Origin of the sequence: Acinetobacter higginsii, from assembly GCF_000369845.1 — a bacterium.
GTDB lineage: Bacteria > Pseudomonadota > Gammaproteobacteria > Pseudomonadales > Moraxellaceae > Acinetobacter > Acinetobacter higginsii.
Map to the genome: position 1 here is coordinate 108,474 of NZ_KB850211.1, position 21,981 is coordinate 130,454.

A 21,981-nucleotide genomic window follows, 5' to 3' on the forward strand; every position below is an offset into this window, starting at 1 on the left:
GAAACTTCTTTTTTTTGATTATGAGTTTGCTGAGCTATCTGCTGCCCGTTCCTTTGCCCATTCTCTTAAAATAAATTTCTGTAATTTCCCTGTCGAAGTTTTTGGGATGTCAGTAATGACCACATCTTTTGGGACTTTAAATCGAGCGAGTTCTTTTTGACAATGGGCAATGATCTCCTCAGCCGATGCGGATGCTCCTTGTTTGAGTTCAATAAAAGCACATGGCACTTCTTGCCAGCGTTGATCAGGTTTGGCTACCACTGCGGCAGTAAGCACAGCAGGGTGGCGATAAAGCACATCTTCAACTTCGAGCGAGGAAATGTTTTCTCCACCTGAAATAATAATATCTTTCGAGCGATCCGTAATTTTGGCATAACCATCAGGATGACTCACAGCTAAATCACCTGTGTGAAACCAGCCACCTTTAAAGGCTTCTTCTGTGGCTTGGGCATTTTTCAAATAACCTTTCATCACGATATTGCCACGGAACATGATTTCACCCATGGTTTGTCCATCATTGGGCACCGGTTGCATGGTGTCTGGATCAAGCACACGCATGCTGTCTTGCAAAGGATAAGGGACACCTTGACGAGAGTGGAGTTGCGCTTGCTCCTGAATGGATAAATCGCTCCAGCCAGCCTGTGAAGCACATAAGGCAGAAGGACCGTAGGTTTCAGTCAAACCATAAACATGATTGACGTTAATACCGATATTGCGCATCCCCTCAATGATTGCTACAGGTGGTGCAGCACCTGCCACCATAACTTCAACATGATGCTCAAAAGCCGTTTTCTGTTCGCTTGGCGTGTTGATGAGCATGGACAATACAATTGGTGCGCCACAGAAATAATCTACTTTGTATGCTGCAATGTATTTGAAAATTAATGCCGGATCGACACGACGCAGACAAATATTAGTACCGCCACTGGCTGCAATTGACCAAGCAAAGCACCAGCCATTGCAATGAAACAGAGGTAAGGTCCAAAGGTATACAGCACGAGGTTTCATACCACAGGCCAAAATATTACTTGCGGCATTCAGATAAGCACCACGATGATGATAGACCACACCTTTAGGATTGCCTGTGGTACCTGAGGTATAACTCAGACTAATTGCATCCCATTCATCTTGAGGCAGTAACCATTCAAAGGCAGGATCACCTTGTGCTATCCATGCTTCATATTCAAATTGACCAATTGCAATTTGTTCACCATCAAACTCAGTATCAAAGACATCAATCACAATAATGTCCTGTGGAACAAGCTGAAGTGCTTCTTCAGCAACCTGACGAAATTCAGGATCGACCAATAGCACTTTAGCTTCCGCATGTTCCAGCATAAAGGCAATGGTCTTGGCATCGAGACGGGTATTCAAGGTATTCAGAACTGCGCCAGCCATCGGCACGGCAAAATGTGCTTCAATCATGGCAGGGATATTGGGCAATAGCACTGAAACTGTATCGTTCTTTTGGATACCTAAATGACGGAGCTGATGCGCAAACTGACGGCAGCGCTGATAAGTCTGTTGCCATGTGATTTGGCGTTGGCCATGGATAATTGCAGCTTGATTGGGATAAATATAAGCAGCCCGTTCCAAGTAGCGTAAGGGTGATAAAGCAACAAAATTTGCTGGATTTCTGGGTAGTTCGTCATATGCACTTACCATGTGTCTTGCTCCATTTCCGTTTTTTTCATTTATTGGTATTAACCTAGACTGTCATCGAGTCTAAATCATTTAGGCTTTAGTCGGAGATGAATCTGAACTGATCTCGGGTTTTTCTGGTTCAGAGGTTTCATCCATAGCTAAACCCGTGTAAAATCTTCGATACTTTTTTATCCGCCGTTTTTTATTTTTTGAGGCTTGCCTCAATACATAATCTCGCGGTGATATGCTCCTTCGTATAGGGCATCACTCCTTAAGGATTTTATTATGCCAATCATTACTTTACCAAATGGTGATCAGAAACAGTTTGATCATCCGATTTCTGTGATGGAACTTGCTCAGAGCATTGGTCCAGGTCTTGCAAAGAATACTGTTGCTGGCCGTATCAATGATCGCTTGGTGGATGCTTGTGATTTAATCACAGAAGATGCGACAGTTCAGATTATTACCCCTAAAGATGAAGAAGGTTTAGAAATTATTCGTCACTCATGTGCGCACTTGGTAGGACATGCCGTTAAGCAATTGTTCCCAGAAGCGAAAATGGTGATCGGTCCTGTGATCGAAGAAGGTTTCTACTACGACATCTGGATGCCACGTCCATTCACTTTGGATGATATGGCTGCGGTTGAAGAGCGCATGAAAAAGCTCATCGATCAAGACTATGACGTCATCAAAAAGATGACACCACGTGAAGATGTGATCGCTGAATTCACAGCACGCGGTGAAGAATACAAGTTACGCTTGATTGCAGACATGCCAAATGAAACTCAAATGGGCTTGTACTACCATCAAGATTATTTAGATATGTGCCGTGGTCCGCACGTACCGAATACTAAATTCTTAAAATCATTCAAACTCACTAAAATCTCTGGTGCTTACTGGCGTGGTGATGCGAAGAATGAACAGCTACAACGTATTTATGGTACTGCTTGGGCTGATAAAAAACAGTTAGCTGCTTATATCAAACGTATTGAAGAAGCTGAAAAGCGTGACCATCGTAAAATTGGTAAAGCATTAGACTTGTTCCATATGCAAGAAGAAGCACCAGGTATGGTGTTCTGGCATCCGAACGGTTGGACCATTTACCAAGTGCTCGAACAATACATGCGTAAAGTTCAGCAAGACAATGGCTATCAAGAAATTAAGACACCGCAAATCGTAGACTTTACGCTTTGGGAAAAGTCAGGGCATGCGGCAAACTATGCTGAAAATATGTTTACGACTCACTCTGAAAGTCGTAACTATGCAGTGAAGCCAATGAACTGTCCATGTCACGTACAAGTCTTTAATCAAGGCTTAAAGTCTTACCGTGATTTACCAATTCGCCTAGCTGAATTTGGTTCTTGTCATCGTAATGAACCATCAGGTTCTTTGCACGGCATTATGCGTGTTCGTGGCTTTACTCAAGATGATGCACATATCTTCTGTACCAAAGAACAGATTGGTAAAGAAGTTGCAGACTTTATTAAGCTGACTTTGGATGTATATAAAGACTTCGGTTTTGAAGACGTGCAAATGAAATTGTCTACACGTCCAGAAAAGCGTGTGGGTGATGATGCACTTTGGGACTTGGCTGAAAAATCTTTAGCAGATGCTTTAGATGATGCTGGCTTGGCTTGGGACTTACAACCAGGTGAAGGCGCATTCTACGGTCCGAAAATTGAATTCTCATTGAAAGACTGCTTAGGCCGTATCTGGCAATGCGGTACAATCCAGTGTGACTTCAACTTACCAATCCGTTTAGATGCATCTTATGTCACTGAAGACAATGATCGTGATCAACCAGTCATGCTTCATCGTGCAATTCTTGGCAGTTTCGAGCGTTTTATTGGTATACTAATTGAACACTATGCGGGCTTCATGCCACCATGGCTTACACCAATCCAAGCTTGTGTCATGAATATTACGGATTCACAAGCGGAAGCAAGTGAGCAAGTGGTCGCAAAACTCAAAGAAAATGGTCTTCGTGCTATTTCTGACTTGAGAAATGAAAAGATCGGATTTAAGATTCGTGAGCGTACCCTAGAGCGTATTCCTTACCTTCTTGTTCTCGGTGATCGAGAAGTTGAAGAAGGTACAGTCAATGTGCGTACTCGCTCAGGAAAAAATTTAGGTACTATGTCAGTAGATGCATTTATTGACTTAGTGAAATCTGCCGTTGCCGAACGTGGCCGGTATATCGTGGAGTAATAAAGATTAAACAGCCTGACCGTAACCAACAACAAGGTGCTAAAAGTAACCGTCCTGCAATTAACGATGAGATCCGTGCGAAAGAAGTACGCCTCGTCGCTGCAGATGGAGAACAAAAAGGTGTTGTTTCATTAAATGAAGCATTGCGTGCTGCAGAAGAAGCTAATCTTGACCTTGTTGAGATTGTGGCGAATGCAGAACCACCTGTTTGTAAAATCATGGACTACAACAAGCACTTATTTGACTTAAAGCAAAAGCAAAAAGATGCGAAGAAAAAACAGCATCAAGTGCAAGTGAAAGAAATCAAATTACGTCCTGCAACGGATGTAGGTGATTACCAAATTAAATTGCGTGCAATTTTACGTTTCCTTGAAGAAGGGAATAAGGTAAAAATCACTTTGCGATTCCGTGGTCGTGAGATGGCACATCAACAGCTTGGTTTGGCTCAATTGCAAAAAATTGAAGCAGACGTTGCTGAATTTGGCGTGATTGAACAAGCGCCGAAGATGGAAGGTCGTCAAATGGGCATGTTAATTGGTCCGAAAAAGAAAAAGTAATTTTTCTTATAAAAAGCACCGCTCTCAGCGGTGCTTTTTTTATGCCTAAAAATGTATAACCTAATTCGAGATAAATCTGTTAAAAAAATTCTCAGCATCATTGGAACAGATGAAAACAAGCTATGATAGGGTTTGTTGATAATTACACTATTTGAAAATAGGAATAAGACATGTCTACAATTACTGGTACTCAACAACTCTCTGAAATTAATCAAAAAGTGCTACAAGAAGGCGAGGTTTTACCACAAGTCACATTGAAAGATGGTAGTCGAGTACAAACCGGTACCGTCGCGACCATGCTGCACAATATTAATTTATATAATGCAGGTGTTCGAGGTACGGTTGAAGAAGAGTTGATTTTAGCGGTGCCCACCTTATTTAAAGTGGGGATGTTTGATTTGTTCTCTGTGGAAGAGTGGATCAATGGCAGTAATGCTGGTCGTAAATTCGTTGGAGAGAAAGCCAAAGAACTCTTGAATAATCAAGCTTAAATCTTTGCAACATTGTCTTTGAAAACACCGCTTTATTGTTTCTTTTCGTGCTTGTCTACTGATCAATAAGTAGGAAGTGTGCTATAACGCAACAACAGTCAAGATAACGATGAATAGGACAATATAAAATGATTGACTTATATTATTGGGGTACACCCAATGGGCATAAAATAACAATCGCCTTAGAAGAAATGGGACTTGAATATCAGATTTTTCCAATCAATATTTTGGAAAATGATCAGTTTCAACCTGATTTTCTAAGAATCTCTCCCAATAATAAAATTCCAGCAATTGTCGATCAAAATGGTCCAAGAGGTGAACCGATTTCAGTATTTGAGTCGGGTGCGATCTTACAATATTTAGGTCGAAAAACAGGTTTGTTCTATCCGACCGATGAGCAAGAGCGGGTCGAGGTTGAACAATGGTTGATGTGGCAAATGGGTGGATTTGGTCCAATGCTTGGGCAAAATCACCACTTCAATAAGTTTGCCTCTGAACGTATCCCATATGCGATTGATCGTTATGTCAATGAAACCAAGCGTTTGTATAGTGTCTTAAACAAACAGTTGATTGGTCAAAAGTTTGTAGCAGGCGAATACTCGATTGCGGATATGGCGATCTTACCTTGGGCATTGCGTTACGAATGGCAGGGCATTCAACTTGAAGACTATCCGTATGTGCAAGATTATATTGAACGCTTAACAGCTCGCCCTGCAATACAAAAAGCCTTGTCGATCAAAGTTGGATGAATCAGGGGATTGGACGACACTGCTACTTAAAGCATTGGGCGATTGCGATGGGATTGTTGTTGCTTACAGCAATCCTTTGTGCTCAGTTGCAAAAGCTCTATTCAGAGAGTCATTTAGCGGTTTTGGTATTTGCTTTTATTACTGTTTTAGGGCTCTTATTTTCTACACTCTTTGCTTGGCTACAGCTAGAGACCAAAAATTCATATTGGAGTAGCTGGTTTTTTGCTGGCTTTTTAAGTTTATCCTTAGTGTTATGTAGCTATCTTGATCATACGGTCTCTATTGACTGGGTAGCGATTTCTGCGGGGGAAATGCAACTTAGCCTGTACCAAAAAATTATTAGATCTGATCTTACCTTTTGGCTGTTATTTGTTTTTCCATTCATTTTTTCAGTTATGTATTTTTCTATTCGATCTAAAAAAGCGAAAACTAAAAATTAATCTTTGGAAAAGCCATGATTTAGGGCATGTAAGCCTGACTATTTTATAATTGTGTAATTTTTCATCTAGTCGATACATGTTCAAGCTACGATGATTTAAGTTCATCAAAGATAAAGCCTCATGCAAGCAAAAATATCAGCCCTTTATTTAAAAAAGCTTGGTTTTAAAGGAGATTTCTCTCCAACTTTGGCCAATTTAAAAAGCCTATTAAGTCTTCATGTGCAAGCTATTCCTTTTGGTAACTTATCCTCTTTTTTAGGAGAAGAGGTTTCATTAGCGTCAGACCCACTTGCGCAAAAATTATTGATTGAAAATCGTGAAGGCTATTGTCTAGAACACAGTACCCTAACCAGAATTGTTTTAACTGAACTGGGTTATGAAGCATATAACGTACTCGGTCGAGTGTATTATCAAAGTTCGCCTGTCAGTACTCCGGTGAGAACTCATTTGGTCACACTGGTACGTATTGATCAGCAATTATTTTTGTATGATCCTGGATTTGGAGGGATGACGCCGACCACGGTTTTATCTTTTGATAAGATCGGTGAAACACAGCAGACACCGTTAGAGCCTTTTAGATTTGTTGAAGCTGCCCAGAGCGGTTTAGATGTGACAGTGCTGACGGAAATGAAATATATGCTGCAAGTCTGTATTCATGATCAATGGATCAATGTCTATGCGATTAACCCTCAACAGCAAATTGCAGATGCAGATGCTGTAATTGCAAACTGGTATATTTCCACCTCGTCTGAATCCTTATTTACCCAGTATTTGATGTTATCTACTGCCAATACAGAAATGCGAATGACCTTAAAAGATCGTGTTCTAAGAACACATGGCAAAGGAAGCTCTGACAAGAAAGAGTTAAATACCTTTGATGAATTTGAACAAACCATTAAAAGCGTTTTTCGGATTGATATTTCACAGGAGATACTCAAAGAGACTTGGGCAAAATTAACCTTGAATCCATAGCATTCACGTTATATGGTCTACTCTTGATGATGTGTGGCTCCGAGTTTAAGAGAACCTTGTTTTGATGTCTTATTTGTTATTGTTTCTCTCAGCCTTTGGTGCTGCCACCTTATTGCCTTTACAGTCTGAAGCGGTATTAATGACCTTGCTGATACAAGGTTTATCCAATCCTTTTTATCTCATCTTGGTTGCGACCATTGGCAATGTCTTAGGTTCCTGTGTGAATTGGTGGCTTGGATTAAAAATTGAGCATTTTAAAGATAAGAAATGGTTTCCTGTTTCAGAACAACGGTTGTTACAAGCACAGCAGATTTATCATAAATATGGCTTTTATTCCTTACTCCTAAGTTGGACTCCTGTGATTGGTGATCCCATTACCTTGATTGCTGGGTTGATGAAAGAGAACTTTTGGCGATTTTTATTGATTGTCACCATCGCCAAAGGTGGGCGCTATTTAACGTTATATGCTTTATATCTCGGGCTCTTTTAATGAGGAAGGGAAAGATGGGCTCTTTCCCTTTTATTTAGTGATCCGAACCTTTCGTAATATCGACTTTGAATAAGTCATTGGTTTTAAACCAGCAATAACTCACTACGGCAAGTGTCATACAACCGCCAAGAATAGTTGCAGTGATTGTGCCGAGGTATTTGGCTGCGAGACCCGATTCAAAAGCCCCTAGTTCATTACTTGAAGAAACAAACATCCCATTCACTGCTGCGACACGACCTCGCATATTTTCGGGCGGGAAAATTTGCAAGATGGTTTGACGAACCACGACAGAAACACTGTCACAAGCACCGGTCATGGCTAAGGCAAATAATGAAAGCCACATATGATTTGAGAAGGCGAACAGAATGGTAAAAATACCAAAACCGGCTACCGCTAATAACATATTTCGCCATGCATGTTGCATCGGAGGAAATTTGGTGAGTGCAATCATGGTGATGAGAGCACCAATAGACGGGGCGGCACGTAAATAGCCAAGACCTTCAGGGCCGACTTTTAGGATTTCCTCAGCGAAAATTGGCAATAACGCAATCACACCACCAAATAGAACCGATACTAGATCAAGTGAGATTGCCCATAAAACGATTTTAGTTTTCCAGATAAAGCGGAAACCATCAGTCAGGCTTTGTAGTACATTCTCAGTTTCCATTTTAGGGAAAGTACGATTTTGTAAACGCGTAATTAAGATGAAGCAGGTGGCCAATAAAGCCGTAACAGCAAATAAGCTGGTTTCACGTCCCAGAAATGCCAGCATAAAACCACCGAGCATAGGACCGATGATCACACCACTTTGCCATCCAATTGTAGTCCATGTTGCACCATTGGCATACAGTTCACGCGGAATTAGAAAAGGTTTGAGTGAGGTTGCCGATGGGTTATAAAAACCTCGAATGGTCCCTAAAGCAAAAATCACGGCATAGATACCCCAAGACAGCGTGCTGATACCAATTTTTTCTAAACCATGTAAGTGGAACAGCGCCCAAAGCACTAAAGGTAAAGGAATGGAAAAGAATAAGCAGATTTTCATAATGGTCTGCTTATTTAATTTGTCGGCGAAATAGCCGCCCCATAGGGACAGGGTAATGAATGGAATCGCTTCTGCCAGACCAATGAAACCCAAGGTAAGTGGATCACGGGTGATTTGATAAAGTGAATAGGCGACGATAATTTCCTGAATCAAAATTGCCAGTGTTAGGCAGAATTGATTAACGGTCACAATAGAGAAATCTCGGTACCGTAATGCAGCGAAAGCATCATTTTGTATAGTCATATTCTTTTGAATTTAAGAGCTTGTATTTATTATAGGTGTTAATTTTATGGATGTTTCTCGTAATTTGAGAATTGGTTATAGAAAATAACGTTTATAGAAAAGAGATGATTTACTATCAAAAAATGAGCATTTTACTTTCGTTTTAGCTTGCTATGCTTTAGAATACTGGCTCCCTTACCTGCAGGTCGTTTTTGCAATGGTGCAAACGTTCCGAACAGGTGTTCAAAAGAGGTTGTTATGCCTAAGATGAAAACTCGCCGTGGTGCAGCTAAACGCTTCAAAGCGACTGCAAACGGCTTTAAGCGTAAACAAGCGTTCAAACGCCACATTTTGACCAAAAAATCTGCTAAGCGTATCCGTCAATTGCGCGGCTGTGTAATGGTTCACGTAAGTGACGTTGCATCAGTTCGTGCTATGTGCCCATACATCTAAGGAGATTATAAATGGCTCGTGTAAAACGTGGTGTAGTGGCTCATCGTCGTCACAAAAAAATTCTTGCTCGCGCTAAAGGTTACTATGGTGCTCGTTCACGCGTTTATCGCGTAGCGTTCCAAGCGGTAATCAAAGCTGGTCAATACGCTTACCGTGACCGCCGTCAAAAGAAACGTCAATTCCGTGCTTTATGGATTGCGCGTATCAATGCTGGTGCTCGTCTTAACGGTTTGTCATACAGCCGTATGATCGATGGCTTGAAAAAAGCTCAAGTGATCATCGACCGTCGCGTATTAGCTGACATCGCTATGCATGATGCAGTTGCATTTGCTGCTTTAGCTGAAAAAGCTAAAGGCGCATTAGCTGCATAAGCTTAGAGATTCAAAGAAGGCCGCTTTTTAGCGGTCTTTTTTATTTTTAGTGAATTGGATTTTCAATAATAGATAATAATCAGAGATAGATAATGCGAGATGAACAATTTTTAAATGATTTAATTCAACAAGTCCAACAAGGTTGCCCATTTAAATATTTATATTTCTGGGGACATACCCCAAAGCAAACCAACCATGTAGACAAAAGCTGTTTTAGCCAGTGGTTTCCATCGCCATTCAAACAGGAGGGTGTTGAATATCTCACAGCGGAACATTATATGATGGCGCAAAAAGCAAAACTCTTTAACGATGAAGATGTTTTTGCACAAATCTTAAAAGTTAAGCATCCCAATGATGCAAAGCAGTTAGGGCGCAAAGTGCACAACTATGATGAGCAGATTTGGCAAGAAAAACGTTTTGATATTGTGGTACAGGCAAACTTTGCCAAATTTTCACAGCATCCTGAATTGAGAGATTTCTTGATTGCCACGCATGCTCGTATTTTGGTTGAAGCATCGCCTGTTGATAAGATTTGGGGGATTGGTATGGCACAAGATCACCAGCATATCCAAGACCCGAGCCAATGGCAGGGATTAAATTTACTTGGTTTTGCACTTATGCAGGTGCGTGCTCAGTTGCTATAGGCACAAAATGAAAAAGACCGCTTTTTAGTGGTCTTTTTCATTGGCTAATTTTTTAAGTACTTTATATATGGCATAGATAAAAGCAAGAACCAGAATAAAAAGATTACCCCAATCAACTGCGAAATAAGCTAAGGTCCATAACGCACAATAACACCATAGCATGGACCATAGAAATTTTATGATTCCTGACCAATGAAAGTGGGGTTGAGGTTCTGTGAATGAAAAAGTTTCATGCTCTGCTAATGGGAGAGTGTTTTTTGAAAAATCGACAGAATCTATAGATTTAGGATGAAATTTAAAAGCATTGTGTTGATCATGGTAATCACTGATATTTGAGTTCTGATATTGGTTGGCCGTATATTTAAAGATAAGGACGTGGAATTCTTCGAGTGTATTACGTGCAGTATCAAATTCTAGTTTTTCAGTTTCAGACATGTGCCAGTAATCACCATTGTCATTTTTGATATGAGATTCATTATCAAACTGACTTTTTAAGCGAGCAGCATTGAGCATTAAAATACTGGCATAATTCTTTTTCAGATTATAGGGGAGTACAGGGAACTGTTCTTCAATTTGATACATATCGCCTTCATAGCAATTATTATCAGTCAACGGAATAGGGTAACTTCCAAAGCGTCGAGCCACTGCAAAATGATAGATTTTTTCTTGGTATTCATTGAAAAAGCTTTGCCAAGAGATAGGTTTTAAATCTTCAGCAATACTGGAAATAGCCACGACAGGAAGATCGATCAACACATAGTTTTCAACGCTGTCATGGTAATTGTTATAGTCTGAGTATAATGGGTATCCATCGTTATCATAGCTTTGCCAAAGTGATTTTTCTTCACAATGGATCAGTGCTTTTAACTGTTGTTGAGGAAAATGGCAGACAATACAAAAGTCACTATCACTTTGGGTGAAATTAAAAAGTTTCGATTCGTTCAAATAATTTGAGAGATTGGATGCCGAATGTAAACTGATTTTTTCTAGACCTTGTGATTTCAGAAAACTTAAAAAATGTGAAGCAGAGCCTGCCAGTAAATTACCTTGCTCAATATTTCGTAAAATAGGAAAGTGGGTGAAGAGTAAAGGGTGGCGGTCTAAAAGCTCGGAATCTACGCCGCCAGTTAAAAATTCATTTCCATAACTGACTAATGCGATTTGACGGTAAATTCTTGGTAAATGGAGATACACTCTTCTTCCTATTATAATCATTTTGAATTAGAGATAGAGTGATCAAAAAGTAATGAGAAAACAATACCATTTTCGCAATATTGGACAAGATCTCTATATCTGGGATGTTCATCATTTACTTGAGTTGACGAAAAACTTGATGCCTAAGAAAATTTTACTGGCTGATATTCAAGAGCTAAACGAAGCCTATTGGTTTCCAGATCAATATCCAACAACACAACAAATCATTGAGCACTTTCAACTGATTCAAGATGCTGATCTGAGTTATCCAATTATCTTATGTGCACAAGGGCGTGTGATGGATGGAATGCATCGCGTCGCTAAAGCCAGTTTACTTCAATACACAGATATTCTCGCCGTGCAATTTGAACAAACCCCTGAACCTGATTTCCTCAATATGGATGAAGATGATTTAGATTATGATGAGTAAGATAATCTATTGATTTATTTAATGATTACATAACCCAAACATGTTCGATTAGACTTTTACGCTGAAATCTTTTTACAGTAAAGAAAACAGCATCAGGATAAAAATATGTTAGTGAGTGTAGAAGGGTTACAGCAAGGTGCATTTGAAACAGAACTGAGTATTGTGCCTAGAAAGGGTGAAACCATCCGAATTTTTTATGGGCCAGATGCTGAAGTTGAAGGTGAAATTGAAAATGTGCATCACATTGTTAATCAGCATGATGGTGGGCATAAAGTGATTATCAGAATTCGCCCCACCTTCTAAAACGATAAAAGAAAAACCTAGATGGTGTGATCTAGGTTTTTTTATGCATGGTGTTGCTACAGACCAAAATAATAAGCAAGTAGACAGATAATTACAGTCAGGATAATCAGTTTAATTACACCTGATGTACCAACTTTATGATGTTGAGTTTTATCTAGTTGATGTGGGATTTCCATGGTTCGGTCAATGATTTCAGGTTCTTCTGCTGTCAGTTGGGCCGTTTGATAATGATTTGCTGTTTTCACAATTAATTTTGCAAATAAATCATCGGTCTTCTGGGCGAAATTACGCAAATTGATTTGTTCTTCAGGACTGATCAATTCACCTGTCGCATGATAAGGGTGTTTTCTTTGCTGCTCCAAATAATCAGCCAAAGCTTGAGTACGATGTAACAGGCGATGTGCACAATCAGCAGGATAATCGGTTGGAATCAATGCGAGTTGCTGGTTTGGTGTACTGATCGAATCAAATTCATAGCCATAGAAAGGGAGGTCCTGTTGTTCTGGCTCAGAAAAATGTTCTGCATATTTACTATCGAACAGTTCTTTCTCCAAGAAAATGGCCACCTGATTCCAATTCACCTTCTGTAAGTCAGCATCAATTTTTTTAGCGAATTTATCATTCAACTCATAACGCCAAAACACTTCTTGGCGGAGTGTTGTTTGTTGGGGTATCGGTATATCAAAGGCTTGATCACTGTTATCCCATTCAGCCAGTTCATGTCCACAAATCCATGCGGTTTTTTTATTGCCTTGGTGGCTCACAATAAAATGTGCGAAGGGAAGCAGCTCTACATTGGCATTTGGATTTTGCTCATCATTGAGTACGCTGGATAAATGTAGGCTGAGTTTTTTAACCCCTTGTTTTTTTAAGCCTTCAAGCCAAATCTGGAAATGTTGTGCCAACAGGTGCTGGGAGAGTAAATCCCTAAAGATCAGTCGATTTTGATTGAAAATCGGATGTTCAATCCAACGACTAAAATTGAGTTCACCTGCAAGAAACTCATTGCCATAAGTCACAAGTGTAAGCTGTTGTTTCCAGATTTGATCAAGCGCCATCGTTATTCTTTCTCATTGACGAATTAGGGTTTATTGATATTTCACCTTGCGAGCTAAAGCTCTCATTGCGACAGCGGACATTTTTTTGATGCTACAAGGCATGTCTTATGTAATTTAGCCATTCTAAATAAATAAGAGATAACGCATCTGTCCTTGCGCTGCGATCAAAGCAGTGCTTTGATCTTACTCAGGTTATGGCTAAAACCTCCCTAAACTGTGTTATGAAACTTGACAAGGGGTTTGCGATTGTCTGCGTTTCATGCCTTGTTTATGTCGTTTTAGCTGATAACGCAATGCATGGTTGAAATGTCAATAGACCCTAGTATCTTATACATTTTATTCAATTATTGATTAATTTTTACGAAAATTTAAGCCATCTGCTTCATATTCTTGTTGTTTTATCTTTAAATTAAAACTGAAAAAGTACTCTATTTAAACAGTCGTTTATCTTCATTAAATAGGTAAAAAGCTGATAAACTATAGCGTTTTATTATATTTCTATATTTTGTTGCTTTGAGAGTTACTATGTCACTGGAAGCCCTGACCACTGAAGCGCTTGCTGCCATTGCAGCGGCTCAAGACCTTGCTGCACTCGATCAAGCCCGTGTGCAATTTACAGGGAAAAAAAGCCAGCTTGCAGAGCAGTCGAAAGCACTTGGAAAAATGGATCCTGAAGAACGCAAAGTACAAGGTGCTGCGATTCATGCTGTTCGTGAAGCAATCAATACAGCTTTGACTGAGCGTCAACAAACATTACAACAAGCTGAGCTTGCAAAAAAATTGGCAAGTGAAACCATTGATATTACTTTACCTGGTCGCGGTCAGCGTATGGGAAGTATTCATCCTGTAACTCAGGTACAAGAGCGTATTTGCCAGTTCTTTACCAAAGCTGGTTTCCAAATTGCGTATGGTCCTGAAGTTGAAGATGATTATCATAACTTTGAAGCCTTAAACATTCCGGGTCATCATCCAGCTCGTGCTATGCATGACACCTTCTATTTTGATGCAACGCATTTGCTTCGTACCCATACCTCGGGTGTACAAATTCGTACCATGGAAACCAGTCAACCGCCAATTCGCATCGTGTGTCCAGGTCGTGTATATCGTTGTGACTCGGATCAAACGCATTCGCCAATGTTCCATCAGATCGAAGGCTTATACGTTGCAGAAAATACCAGCTTTGCTGAATTAAAAGGTTTATTGATTAACCTGTTAAATGAATTCTTTGAAAAAGATTTGAAAGTACGTTTCCGTCCATCTTATTTCCCATTTACTGAGCCAAGCGCTGAAGTAGATATTATGGATGAGCGTGGTCGTTGGTTAGAAGTTTTAGGTTGTGGCATGGTGCACCCAAATGTACTGCGTGCTGCAGGGATTGATCCTGATAAATACAAAGGCTTTGCTTTTGGTTTAGGGGTAGAGCGTTTTGCAATGTTGCGTTATGGCATCAATGATTTGCGTATGTTCTACCAAAATGATGTGCGTTTTTTACGCCAGTTTGCCTAAACATTTTTTCAGGATTAAATAAGGTTTATACAAATGAAAATTAGTGAAAATTGGTTACGCACGTGGGTGAACCCTGCAATTGATAGCGAAGCACTTTCTGATCAATTGACCATGTTGGGCTTGGAAGTTGATGAGTTAGCGCCTGTAGCAAAACCATTTACCGGTGTGGTTGTTGGTGAAGTCCTTACGGTTGAACAACATCCAGATGCAGATCGTTTACGTGTCACCACAATTAATATTGGTTCTGGTGAGCCATTACAAATTGTATGCGGCGCGCCAAATGTTCGTGTGGGTATGAAAGCACCTGTTGCAACGATCGGTGCCGTACTGCCAGGCGATTTCAAAATTAAAAAAGGCAAGCTGCGTGGTGTGGAATCACAAGGCATGCTGTGTGGTGCCTCTGAAATTGATTTAGAAGACAAAATTGATGGTTTGTTGGAATTACCGGCTGATGCACCAGTGGGTATGAATATTCGTGAATATTTAAAGCTTGATGACAATGTCATTGACATCAGTATCACACCCAACCGTGGTGACTGCTTTAGTATTCGTGGTATTGCCCGTGAAATCGCGGTGATTAACCAGCTTGAAGTAAATGAACCAAAGATTCAGGCTGTTCCTGCATCAATTACTGATGAGAAAGCAGTAACGATTAGCACTGAAGGTACACCACGTTATTTAGGGCGTATTATCAAAAATGTGAATGTCAAAGCGGCAACTCCTGAGTGGATGGAGCAAGCTCTTGCACGTTCAGGTATTCGTACGCATAGCATTTTGGTGGATATTACTAACTATGTGTTGCTTGAATTGGGCCAACCCATGCATGCATTTGACTTGGCAAAAATTGAAGGTTCGATTCAAGTCCGCCAAGCGCAGTCACAAGAAAAGTTGACGTTACTCAATGATCAAGAAGTTGAATTGCAAAATGACATGATGGTCATTGCAGATGATCAAAAAGTTTTAGCGATTGCGGGAATTATGGGGGGGCTAGATTCATCGGTAACTGATGATACCCAAGACATCTTCCTTGAAAGTGCATTCTTTGCACCTTTAGCGATTGCAGGTCGTGCACGTCGTTTTGGTTTACATACGGATTCATCACAACGTTATGAACGCGGTGTGGATTTTGAATTGCCAATGATTGCTATGCACCGTGCTTCTGAGCTTATTCAAGCCTTTGCTGGTGGTGAGTTTGGTCCAGTGACTGTTGCTGAACAGGCAGAACTGCTTCCAAAGCGCGAAGCAATTGTATTGAAGCAAGCACAAGTTGATCAATTACTCGGTTATGCTGTGGCTGGTGATTTTATTGCCGATGCTTTGACGCGTTTGGGCTGTGTGGTTGAAAGCAAAGCTGAAGGTGAGTGGCGTGTTGTTCCACCATCGCATCGTTATGACATGGCAATCTATCAAGATTTAATTGAAGAAGTTGCTCGTATTCACGGTTATGACAATATTCAAATCAGTTTGCCAAAAATTGATGTAAAACTGGAAAAGTACCAAGACCGTTTTGAAATTGCACAATTACGTCAAACTGCGGTGACATTAGGCTATCAAGAAGCAATTAGCTTTAGCTTTGCCGATGCAAAACTTGAGAAGCAATTAAATCCAGATGTACAGCCACTGATGCTTGCCAATCCTATTTCAAGTGATTTGGCTGCAATGCGTAGTACTTTGTTGTCTAGCTTAATTCCGTGTGTACAGTACAACTTAAACCGTCAACAGCAGCGTGTACGTTTCTTTGAGTTGGGCCTACGTTTTGATTATCAGGGTGCGCAAAATATTCATGATCTAAAACAGATCCCAACTTTAGCATTGATTGCGGTTGGTGCTCGTGTACCAGAATCGTGGCATGCAAAACCTCAATCAATGGATTTCTTTGATTTCAAAGGTGAGATTGAAGAGATTTTAGCCGCTGGTCGTATTGGTGCTGACTTTGTTCGTACAGAGCGTGCATGGTTGCATCCTGGCCAATCGGCAGAAATTTTGGTGGATGGACAATCGATTGGTTATTTAGGTCGTCTACATCCATCATTGGAAAATGAACTCGATTTGGGTATAACTTGGGTCGCAGAGCTGGATCAACAGGCAGTTTTGCAATCTTATGTATCTAATTTTACAGAATTATCACGTTTTCCATCGGTTAGACGTGATATTGCGCTTTTAATCTCTGATAATATTGAGGTAAGAGATATTCAGCGGTTAATTGAGCAGACTGGTGGTGAGTTACTCGACTCAGCATGGTTGTTCGATGTGTATACGGGCCAAGGGGTTGAACAAGGCAAGCGCTCTTTAGCTTTTGCAGTGTTATGGCAACATCCAACTCGTACGCTTGAAGATGCTGAAATTAAATCTGGTATGGATAACATTATTCAAGTGTTGGAAGACACTTACCAAGCGACATTGAGGGCCTCATGACAGCATTAACAAAAGCAGATATGGCGGACCATTTAAGTGAGCTTACTAGCTTAAATCGCCGCGAAGCAAAACAAATGGTCGAGTTATTTTTTGACGAAATTAGCCAAGCATTAATTGCTGGCGAACAAGTCAAACTTTCTGGCTTCGGTAATTTCGAGTTACGTGATAAGCGTGAACGTCCAGGACGTAATCCAAAGACAGGTGAGGAAATTCCAATTTCTGCACGTCGAGTGGTCACGTTCAGAGCGGGTCAGAAATTTAGACAGCGCGTTGGGAATGAGCAGATCGATTGATCTGCTTTTTTTATGCCAATCTTTTATTTATAGAAATGTTAGGCATAAAAAAAAGAGAACCGTAAGGTTCTCTTTTTTTCGATAATCTAAAACTAGATTATTGAGCAGCAGAAGCTTCAGCAGGAGCAGCTTCAGTAGCAGCAACGTCAGAAGCAGCAGCAGCAACGTCAGAAGCAGCAGCTTCAGTAGTAGCAACAGCTTCAGAAGCAGCAGCATCAACAGCTTCTACAGCTTCAGAAGCAGCTTCTACAGCTTCAGATGCAGCAGCAGTAGCGTCAGTAGCTGGCGCTTCTTCTTTCTTAGAGCAACCAACGAAAGCTAAAGTAGTAGCAATAGCAGCAACAACAGCGAATTTTTTGAATAACATGGCATCACTCTCATAAAATTGTGAGATTAAAAAAAACCTGAGCTAGTCTGTTTGTGCTTTTATTATTCCTAAACGCTTTAGGTAACAACGCAGGGAGCAGCCTAACTGGTCTGTAGCTATCCTATCAAAGCAATTCATGAATTACTACTGTTCTGTCCAACAAAACGACAAAAATGGGCAGAATTTGGCTATTTTTTGATAGAAAATAACTATGAGTTATATGATTTGAATCGGTAAATTGAAAAAAAATAATATCAATTTTTAAATATAAACTTATAAATCAATAGATTGGTTATTTTCATGATTTTTAGAAGAATGTGTAAATATTCTGTAAGCGTGTCAACCAAATAAAAAAAGCTACCATTAAGGTAGCTTTTTCTTTGGACTTTAAGTCGATGCCTTTCGTTTCATTTGATCGAAGAAGTCATCATTGGTTTTGGTTTCTTTCATACGATCTAATAAGAATTCCATCGCCGCAAGCTCATCCATCGGATGTAATAACTTGCGTAGAATCCAAACTTTACGAAGATTCTCTTCGCTCATGAGGCGTTCTTCACGACGAGTACCAGATTTCTTGATATTCATTGCAGGGAATACACGTTTCTCTGCAATACGACGATCAAGGGTAATCTCTTGGTTACCTGTACCTTTAAACTCTTCATAGATCACATCATCCATTTTACTGCCAGTTTCAATCAAAGCAGTAGAAATAATGGTGAGTGAACCACCTTCTTCAATATTACGTGCAGCACCGAAGAAACGTTTTGGACGTTCTAAAGCATGTGCGTCTACACCACCAGTTAATACCTTGCCTGATGAAGGCACTACAGTGTTGTAAGCACGTGCAAGACGGGTAATCGAGTCAAGGAGAATCACAACATCTTTTTTGTGTTCAACTAGACGTTTCGCTTTCTCGATCACCATTTCAGCAACTTGAACGTGACGGGCAGGTGCTTCATCAAATGTAGATGCAATCACTTCACCACGAACTGTGCGTTCCATTTCGGTGACTTCTTCAGGACGTTCGTCAATTAGAAGTACAATTAAGAAAACTTCTGGATTATTACGGACAATCGATTGCGCAATGGTTTGTAATAACATTGTTTTACCCGCTTTTGGCGGCGCAACAATAATAGAACGTTGACCTTTACCAATTGGTGCGACAAGATCGACAACACGAGAGGTCAAGTCTTCTGTTGTACCGTTACCCAATTCCATCACCAACTGTTCAGTTGGGAATAATGGGGTAAGGTTTTCAAATAGAATTTTATTACGTGAGTTTTCAGGCGTATCGTAGTTAATCTGGTTAACTTTTAATAGGGCAAAATAACGTTCACCTTCTTTCGGTGGACGAATTGTGCCAGTAATCGTATCACCGGTACGTAAATTAAAGCGGCGAATTTGTGATGGGCTGACATAAATGTCATCTGGTCCTGCTAGATATGAGCCAGCAGCAGAGCGTAAGAAGCCAAAACCATCAGAAAGAATTTCGAGAACACCATCACCAAAGATTTCTTCGCCGTTCATGGCGTGGCGTTTTAAAATGGCAAAAATAATATCTTGTTTACGGTTACGTGCCATGCCTTCAAGGCCCATAAACTCCGCAATTTTAATGAGTTCGCCAATGGGTTTTTTCTTGAGTTCAGTTAAGTTCATAAGTGGTCAGACAGAATGGAATAAGTGGAGGACTACGTTAGGGAAAGAATAAAAAATCGACCGCATACATACATGCTGAGGTAATTGTATTTACACAACCACGATTCAGTAGTCTGGTTCATTGTTTCAGAGAGAAATGTGAAAACAATTGTTATTGCCGAGCGGCGATCTTATGTTTTGTCTTGTAAGAAGCGCAATGAAGTAGATTCCATTCAAAGCTTCTTGATCCAGAAATATAGAGGAAATCAAGTAAATTGTCAATTTTTACTAAGAAATACGCGATTCAATGAATCGCGTATTTCTTGTATTGACCGTGTGACAATCGAATTAGATGTTTTGGTCAATGAATGCTGCAAGTTTTGAACGTGGCGCTGCGCCAACTTGTTGAGCAACAACTTCGCCATTTTTAAACATCAATAATGCTGGGATATTACGAATGTTATATTTTACAGCAGTATCTTCACATGCAGTCACGTCAACTTTAACGATTTTTACTTTTCCTGCATATTCAGTTGATAGATCTTCAAGAACAGGTGCAATTGCTTTACAAGGTGCACACCAGCCAGCCCAGAAATCAACAAGTACAGGAGTTTCAGCATCTAAAACATCTGCTTGGAAGTTTGCATCAGTTGTATTAACAATAGTCGCAGACATGAGGTTGCTCCAAATTTAAGAAATAAAGTGCGAATTTAATCATCATCACGATGAATATTACATTGCTACTTTACTCAATGTAAGGGTTTGTTCTGATTATTCAAGTTTGAAAACGAAAAGTCTAATGGATGCTCACGATGTTGATCATCGACTTCTACAATCATTTATTAAGTAAAAGCGCAAATACAGTACTTTTATTGCTTAAAATGACTTTAAAATTGTAAGCATGTGAATTACTCTAATGCGTGAATTGAGCATGGGTTTATATGAATAATGTCTGATTTTCTGATTGATGAAGAATTACTTGCTGCGATTGATATGGGATCGAATAGTTTCCATCTGGCAATCGCTCGTGTTGATCACGGTGAAGTTAAGAAAGTTGCTTCAATGTCAGAAAAAGTACAGTTAGCAGCTGGGCTTGATGAAAATAAGAATTTAACCGAAGCCGCGCAACAGCGTGGACTGGCATGTTTAGCCCGTTTTGTTGGGCGTTTGAGCTCAGTACAACCGAATCGTTTACGTATCGTGGCAACCAATGCGTTAAGACAAGCAAAAAATGGCCACGAATTTATCCAAAAAGCAGCCGAAATTTTACCGAAACCGATTGAAATTATTGCGGGTCGTGAAGAAGCGCGTCTGATTTATCTGGGCGTTTCACATACCATGGCCAATGGTGGTCGACGTTTAGTCGTGGATATTGGTGGAGGTTCAACCGAGTTTATCATCGGTGAGGAATTTGAACCGCTGCATACCGAATCCTTACAAATGGGCTGTGTGGCCTATAGTAAAACCTATTTCTCTGATGGTGAAATTACCAGCAAAGCATTTGATAAAGCCGTGGTTGCTGCACGCAAAGAAATGTCTGCTATTGCCAATACTTATAAATCTGTGGGGTGGGATACCGTCGTTGGATCAAGCGGAACCATTAAAGCCTGCCGTCAGATTGCGGTTAATCTCGGTTTAAGTGATGAGCAAGAAAACCTGACCCGTGATGGTTTATATAAATTAAAAGATCGTTTGCTCAAATTTAAACATATTTCTGAAATTGATTTTGAAGGTCTACGTGAAGACCGTCGAGCAGTTTTGCCAGCCGGCCTTGCGATTTTGTATGCCATTTTTGAAGTCTTAGATATCGACAAATTGGCATATTCTGACGGTGCATTACGTGAAGGCGTGATGTATGACTTGCTCGGTCGTTTTAAGCATGAAGATATTCGTGACCGCAGTGTGCAAGCACTTATGGGACGTTATAACGCAGATCCCAAACAAGCTGAACGGGTGGTCAATACGGCACAAGAGTTGTTTGATGGTGTTGCCGATGCGTTAAATTTAACGACTGAAGACAGTGACTTACTGCGTCGTGCAGCTTATCTGCATGAAATCGGTTTAGCGATTAGCCATGGTGGTTATCACCGTCATGGGGCATATTTATTGCAACACTCGGATATTCCGGGTTTCTCACAAATTGATCAAAATCATCTTTCACACTTGGTTTCACACCATCGTCGTAAGTTACGTGCAGATGCAAAAAATGACGTTTTAAAGGTCGGTGGTAGTCATTTAATCTACCTTTGCTTATTACTTCGTCTTGCAGTTTTGCTGAACCATAGTCGTAGTGATCAGATGCTTCCTGCCATTGAACTGAATGTTGTAAATGATCAACAATGGCAACTCAGCGTTTCTGGCGATGCTAAACAATGGCCTTTATTGGTTGCTGATCTGCATGATGAGCAGGTGCAATTTAAGCATTGGGACATTGAGTTAAATATTCAGTCAGACAAATTTGTTGATTAACCATATTATTATGGACCATTCTTGA

Annotated in this window: 23 protein-coding genes; 16 read left to right on the forward strand and 7 right to left on the reverse strand. The window is 40.3% G+C overall.

All coding sequences use genetic code 11. From position 1 onward, the window contains the following. Positions 1 to 18: 18 nt before the first annotated feature. Positions 19 to 1,665, reverse strand: coding sequence for an acyl-CoA synthetase (locus F885_RS19440; RefSeq protein ID WP_005312271.1), 1,647 nt, complete (start codon positions 1,663 to 1,665; stop codon positions 19 to 21). Positions 1,666 to 1,929: 264 nt separating this feature from the next. Between F885_RS19440 and thrS the strand changes: the two genes are divergently transcribed. The 7 genes from thrS (at position 1,930) to F885_RS19405 (ending at position 7,551) form a co-directional block, all read left to right on the forward strand. Further along, entirely contained in the window at positions 1,930 to 3,852 is a 1,923-nt protein-coding gene (gene thrS, locus F885_RS19435) for a threonine--tRNA ligase (RefSeq protein ID WP_005312273.1), read from the forward strand. Between the two features lie 5 nt (positions 3,853 to 3,857). Then, positions 3,858 to 4,409, forward strand: coding sequence for a translation initiation factor IF-3 (gene infC / locus F885_RS19430; RefSeq protein WP_081400781.1), 552 nt, complete (start codon positions 3,858 to 3,860; stop codon positions 4,407 to 4,409). A gap of 170 nt (positions 4,410 to 4,579) precedes the next feature. Further along, entirely contained in the window at positions 4,580 to 4,900 is a 321-nt protein-coding gene (locus F885_RS19425) for a DUF7709 family protein (RefSeq protein WP_005312275.1), read from the forward strand. A 128-nt stretch (positions 4,901 to 5,028) separates the two neighbouring features. Then, entirely contained in the window at positions 5,029 to 5,649 is a 621-nt protein-coding gene (locus F885_RS19420) for a glutathione S-transferase N-terminal domain-containing protein (RefSeq protein ID WP_005312277.1), read from the forward strand. Beyond that, positions 5,646 to 6,089, forward strand: a complete 444-nt coding sequence (locus tag F885_RS19415; RefSeq protein ID WP_004804478.1) for a hypothetical protein — start codon at positions 5,646 to 5,648, stop codon at positions 6,087 to 6,089. Before F885_RS19420 ends, F885_RS19415 begins: the two co-directional genes overlap by 4 nt. 120 nt (positions 6,090 to 6,209) lie before the next feature. Beyond that, a complete protein-coding gene (locus tag F885_RS19410) occupies positions 6,210 to 7,061 on the forward strand; it encodes an arylamine N-acetyltransferase family protein (protein WP_005312279.1) in 852 nt (283 codons plus the stop codon). A gap of 64 nt (positions 7,062 to 7,125) precedes the next feature. Beyond that, complete coding sequence (locus tag F885_RS19405; protein ID WP_005312281.1) at positions 7,126 to 7,551, forward strand: YqaA family protein; 426 nt, start codon at positions 7,126 to 7,128, stop codon at positions 7,549 to 7,551. Between the two features lie 34 nt (positions 7,552 to 7,585). Here the strand turns inward: F885_RS19405 and F885_RS19400 are convergent, their stop codons facing one another. Further along, complete coding sequence (locus tag F885_RS19400) at positions 7,586 to 8,839, reverse strand: MFS transporter (protein ID WP_005312283.1); 1,254 nt, start codon at positions 8,837 to 8,839, stop codon at positions 7,586 to 7,588. Positions 8,840 to 9,076: 237 nt separating this feature from the next. Between F885_RS19400 and rpmI the strand changes: the two genes are divergently transcribed. The 3 genes from rpmI (at position 9,077) to F885_RS19385 (ending at position 10,286) form a co-directional block, all read left to right on the forward strand. Further along, entirely contained in the window at positions 9,077 to 9,271 is a 195-nt protein-coding gene (rpmI, locus tag F885_RS19395; RefSeq protein ID WP_004804484.1) for a 50S ribosomal protein L35, read from the forward strand. A gap of 11 nt (positions 9,272 to 9,282) precedes the next feature. Continuing rightward, the gene (rplT, locus tag F885_RS19390) at positions 9,283 to 9,642 is read left to right on the forward strand and encodes a 50S ribosomal protein L20 (protein WP_004664213.1); all 360 of its coding nucleotides are present in this window, start codon (positions 9,283 to 9,285) and stop codon (positions 9,640 to 9,642) included. 92 nt (positions 9,643 to 9,734) lie between these two features. Next, positions 9,735 to 10,286: an NADAR family protein gene (locus tag F885_RS19385; protein WP_005312286.1), complete on the forward strand. Its 552-nt coding sequence runs from the start codon at positions 9,735 to 9,737 to the stop codon at positions 10,284 to 10,286. A 24-nt stretch (positions 10,287 to 10,310) separates the two neighbouring features. Here the strand turns inward: F885_RS19385 and F885_RS19380 are convergent, their stop codons facing one another. Then, on the reverse strand, positions 10,311 to 11,480 hold the full coding sequence (locus F885_RS19380) for a hypothetical protein (protein ID WP_005312288.1): 1,170 nt from the start codon (positions 11,478 to 11,480) through the stop codon (positions 10,311 to 10,313). Positions 11,481 to 11,532: 52 nt separating this feature from the next. Between F885_RS19380 and F885_RS19375 the strand changes: the two genes are divergently transcribed. Beyond that, the gene (locus F885_RS19375) at positions 11,533 to 11,910 is read left to right on the forward strand and encodes a hypothetical protein (protein WP_005207082.1); all 378 of its coding nucleotides are present in this window, start codon (positions 11,533 to 11,535) and stop codon (positions 11,908 to 11,910) included. Between the two features lie 105 nt (positions 11,911 to 12,015). Further along, positions 12,016 to 12,213, forward strand: coding sequence for a hypothetical protein (locus tag F885_RS19370; RefSeq protein ID WP_004655648.1), 198 nt, complete (start codon positions 12,016 to 12,018; stop codon positions 12,211 to 12,213). A gap of 56 nt (positions 12,214 to 12,269) precedes the next feature. On the opposite strand, the gene F885_RS19365 is transcribed toward F885_RS19370, so the two are convergent. Then, positions 12,270 to 13,271 (reverse strand): hypothetical protein, encoded by a 1,002-nt coding sequence (locus F885_RS19365; protein WP_005312292.1) that lies wholly within the window; start codon positions 13,269 to 13,271, stop codon positions 12,270 to 12,272. A gap of 525 nt (positions 13,272 to 13,796) precedes the next feature. Between F885_RS19365 and pheS the strand changes: the two genes are divergently transcribed. From pheS to F885_RS19350, 3 genes are read left to right on the forward strand one after another with little or no spacing between them, the layout of a single operon-like run. After that, the gene (gene pheS, locus F885_RS19360; RefSeq protein ID WP_005312295.1) at positions 13,797 to 14,777 is read left to right on the forward strand and encodes a phenylalanine--tRNA ligase subunit alpha; all 981 of its coding nucleotides are present in this window, start codon (positions 13,797 to 13,799) and stop codon (positions 14,775 to 14,777) included. A 33-nt stretch (positions 14,778 to 14,810) separates the two neighbouring features. Continuing rightward, positions 14,811 to 17,192, forward strand: coding sequence for a phenylalanine--tRNA ligase subunit beta (gene pheT, locus F885_RS19355; protein WP_005312298.1), 2,382 nt, complete (start codon positions 14,811 to 14,813; stop codon positions 17,190 to 17,192). After that, entirely contained in the window at positions 17,189 to 17,485 is a 297-nt protein-coding gene (locus F885_RS19350; protein WP_000126166.1) for an integration host factor subunit alpha, read from the forward strand. The genes pheT and F885_RS19350 overlap by 4 nt, the downstream gene beginning before the upstream one ends. A gap of 97 nt (positions 17,486 to 17,582) precedes the next feature. Here the strand turns inward: F885_RS19350 and F885_RS19345 are convergent, their stop codons facing one another. From F885_RS19345 to trxA, 3 genes are all read right to left on the reverse strand, one after another. Further along, positions 17,583 to 17,852, reverse strand: coding sequence for a hypothetical protein (locus tag F885_RS19345; RefSeq protein ID WP_005207085.1), 270 nt, complete (start codon positions 17,850 to 17,852; stop codon positions 17,583 to 17,585). A 387-nt stretch (positions 17,853 to 18,239) separates the two neighbouring features. Further along, entirely contained in the window at positions 18,240 to 19,508 is a 1,269-nt protein-coding gene (gene rho, locus F885_RS19340) for a transcription termination factor Rho (protein WP_004804496.1), read from the reverse strand. Between the two features lie 327 nt (positions 19,509 to 19,835). Further along, positions 19,836 to 20,162, reverse strand: a complete 327-nt coding sequence (gene trxA / locus F885_RS19335; protein WP_004804498.1) for a thioredoxin — start codon at positions 20,160 to 20,162, stop codon at positions 19,836 to 19,838. A 273-nt stretch (positions 20,163 to 20,435) separates the two neighbouring features. On the opposite strand from trxA, the gene ppx reads away from it, so the two are divergent. After that, positions 20,436 to 21,956 (forward strand): exopolyphosphatase, encoded by a 1,521-nt coding sequence (gene ppx / locus F885_RS19330; protein ID WP_005312302.1) that lies wholly within the window; start codon positions 20,436 to 20,438, stop codon positions 21,954 to 21,956. Positions 21,957 to 21,981: the final 25 nt, after the last annotated feature.

Coding starts and splice junctions, on each gene's coding strand:
- F885_RS19345 (WP_005207085.1), bottom strand. CDS start 17,852: ATGTTATTCAAAAAATTCGCTGTTGTTGCTGCTATTGCTACTACTTTA.
- F885_RS19370 (WP_004655648.1), top strand. CDS start 12,016: ATGTTAGTGAGTGTAGAAGGGTTACAGCAAGGTGCATTTGAAACAGAA.
- rpmI (WP_004804484.1), top strand. CDS start 9,077: ATGCCTAAGATGAAAACTCGCCGTGGTGCAGCTAAACGCTTCAAAGCG.
- thrS (WP_005312273.1), top strand. CDS start 1,930: ATGCCAATCATTACTTTACCAAATGGTGATCAGAAACAGTTTGATCAT.
- F885_RS19440 (WP_005312271.1), bottom strand. CDS start 1,665: ATGGTAAGTGCATATGACGAACTACCCAGAAATCCAGCAAATTTTGTT.
- F885_RS19385 (WP_005312286.1), top strand. CDS start 9,735: ATGCGAGATGAACAATTTTTAAATGATTTAATTCAACAAGTCCAACAA.
- ppx (WP_005312302.1), top strand. CDS start 20,436: ATGTCTGATTTTCTGATTGATGAAGAATTACTTGCTGCGATTGATATG.
- rplT (WP_004664213.1), top strand. CDS start 9,283: ATGGCTCGTGTAAAACGTGGTGTAGTGGCTCATCGTCGTCACAAAAAA.
- F885_RS19400 (WP_005312283.1), bottom strand. CDS start 8,839: ATGACTATACAAAATGATGCTTTCGCTGCATTACGGTACCGAGATTTC.
- F885_RS19350 (WP_000126166.1), top strand. CDS start 17,189: ATGACAGCATTAACAAAAGCAGATATGGCGGACCATTTAAGTGAGCTT.
- rho (WP_004804496.1), bottom strand. CDS start 19,508: ATGAACTTAACTGAACTCAAGAAAAAACCCATTGGCGAACTCATTAAA.
- pheS (WP_005312295.1), top strand. CDS start 13,797: ATGTCACTGGAAGCCCTGACCACTGAAGCGCTTGCTGCCATTGCAGCG.
- F885_RS19375 (WP_005207082.1), top strand. CDS start 11,533: ATGAGAAAACAATACCATTTTCGCAATATTGGACAAGATCTCTATATC.
- F885_RS19410 (WP_005312279.1), top strand. CDS start 6,210: ATGCAAGCAAAAATATCAGCCCTTTATTTAAAAAAGCTTGGTTTTAAA.
- F885_RS19365 (WP_005312292.1), bottom strand. CDS start 13,271: ATGGCGCTTGATCAAATCTGGAAACAACAGCTTACACTTGTGACTTAT.
- trxA (WP_004804498.1), bottom strand. CDS start 20,162: ATGTCTGCGACTATTGTTAATACAACTGATGCAAACTTCCAAGCAGAT.
- F885_RS19415 (WP_004804478.1), top strand. CDS start 5,646: ATGAATCAGGGGATTGGACGACACTGCTACTTAAAGCATTGGGCGATT.
- pheT (WP_005312298.1), top strand. CDS start 14,811: ATGAAAATTAGTGAAAATTGGTTACGCACGTGGGTGAACCCTGCAATT.
- F885_RS19405 (WP_005312281.1), top strand. CDS start 7,126: ATGTCTTATTTGTTATTGTTTCTCTCAGCCTTTGGTGCTGCCACCTTA.
- F885_RS19425 (WP_005312275.1), top strand. CDS start 4,580: ATGTCTACAATTACTGGTACTCAACAACTCTCTGAAATTAATCAAAAA.
- F885_RS19420 (WP_005312277.1), top strand. CDS start 5,029: ATGATTGACTTATATTATTGGGGTACACCCAATGGGCATAAAATAACA.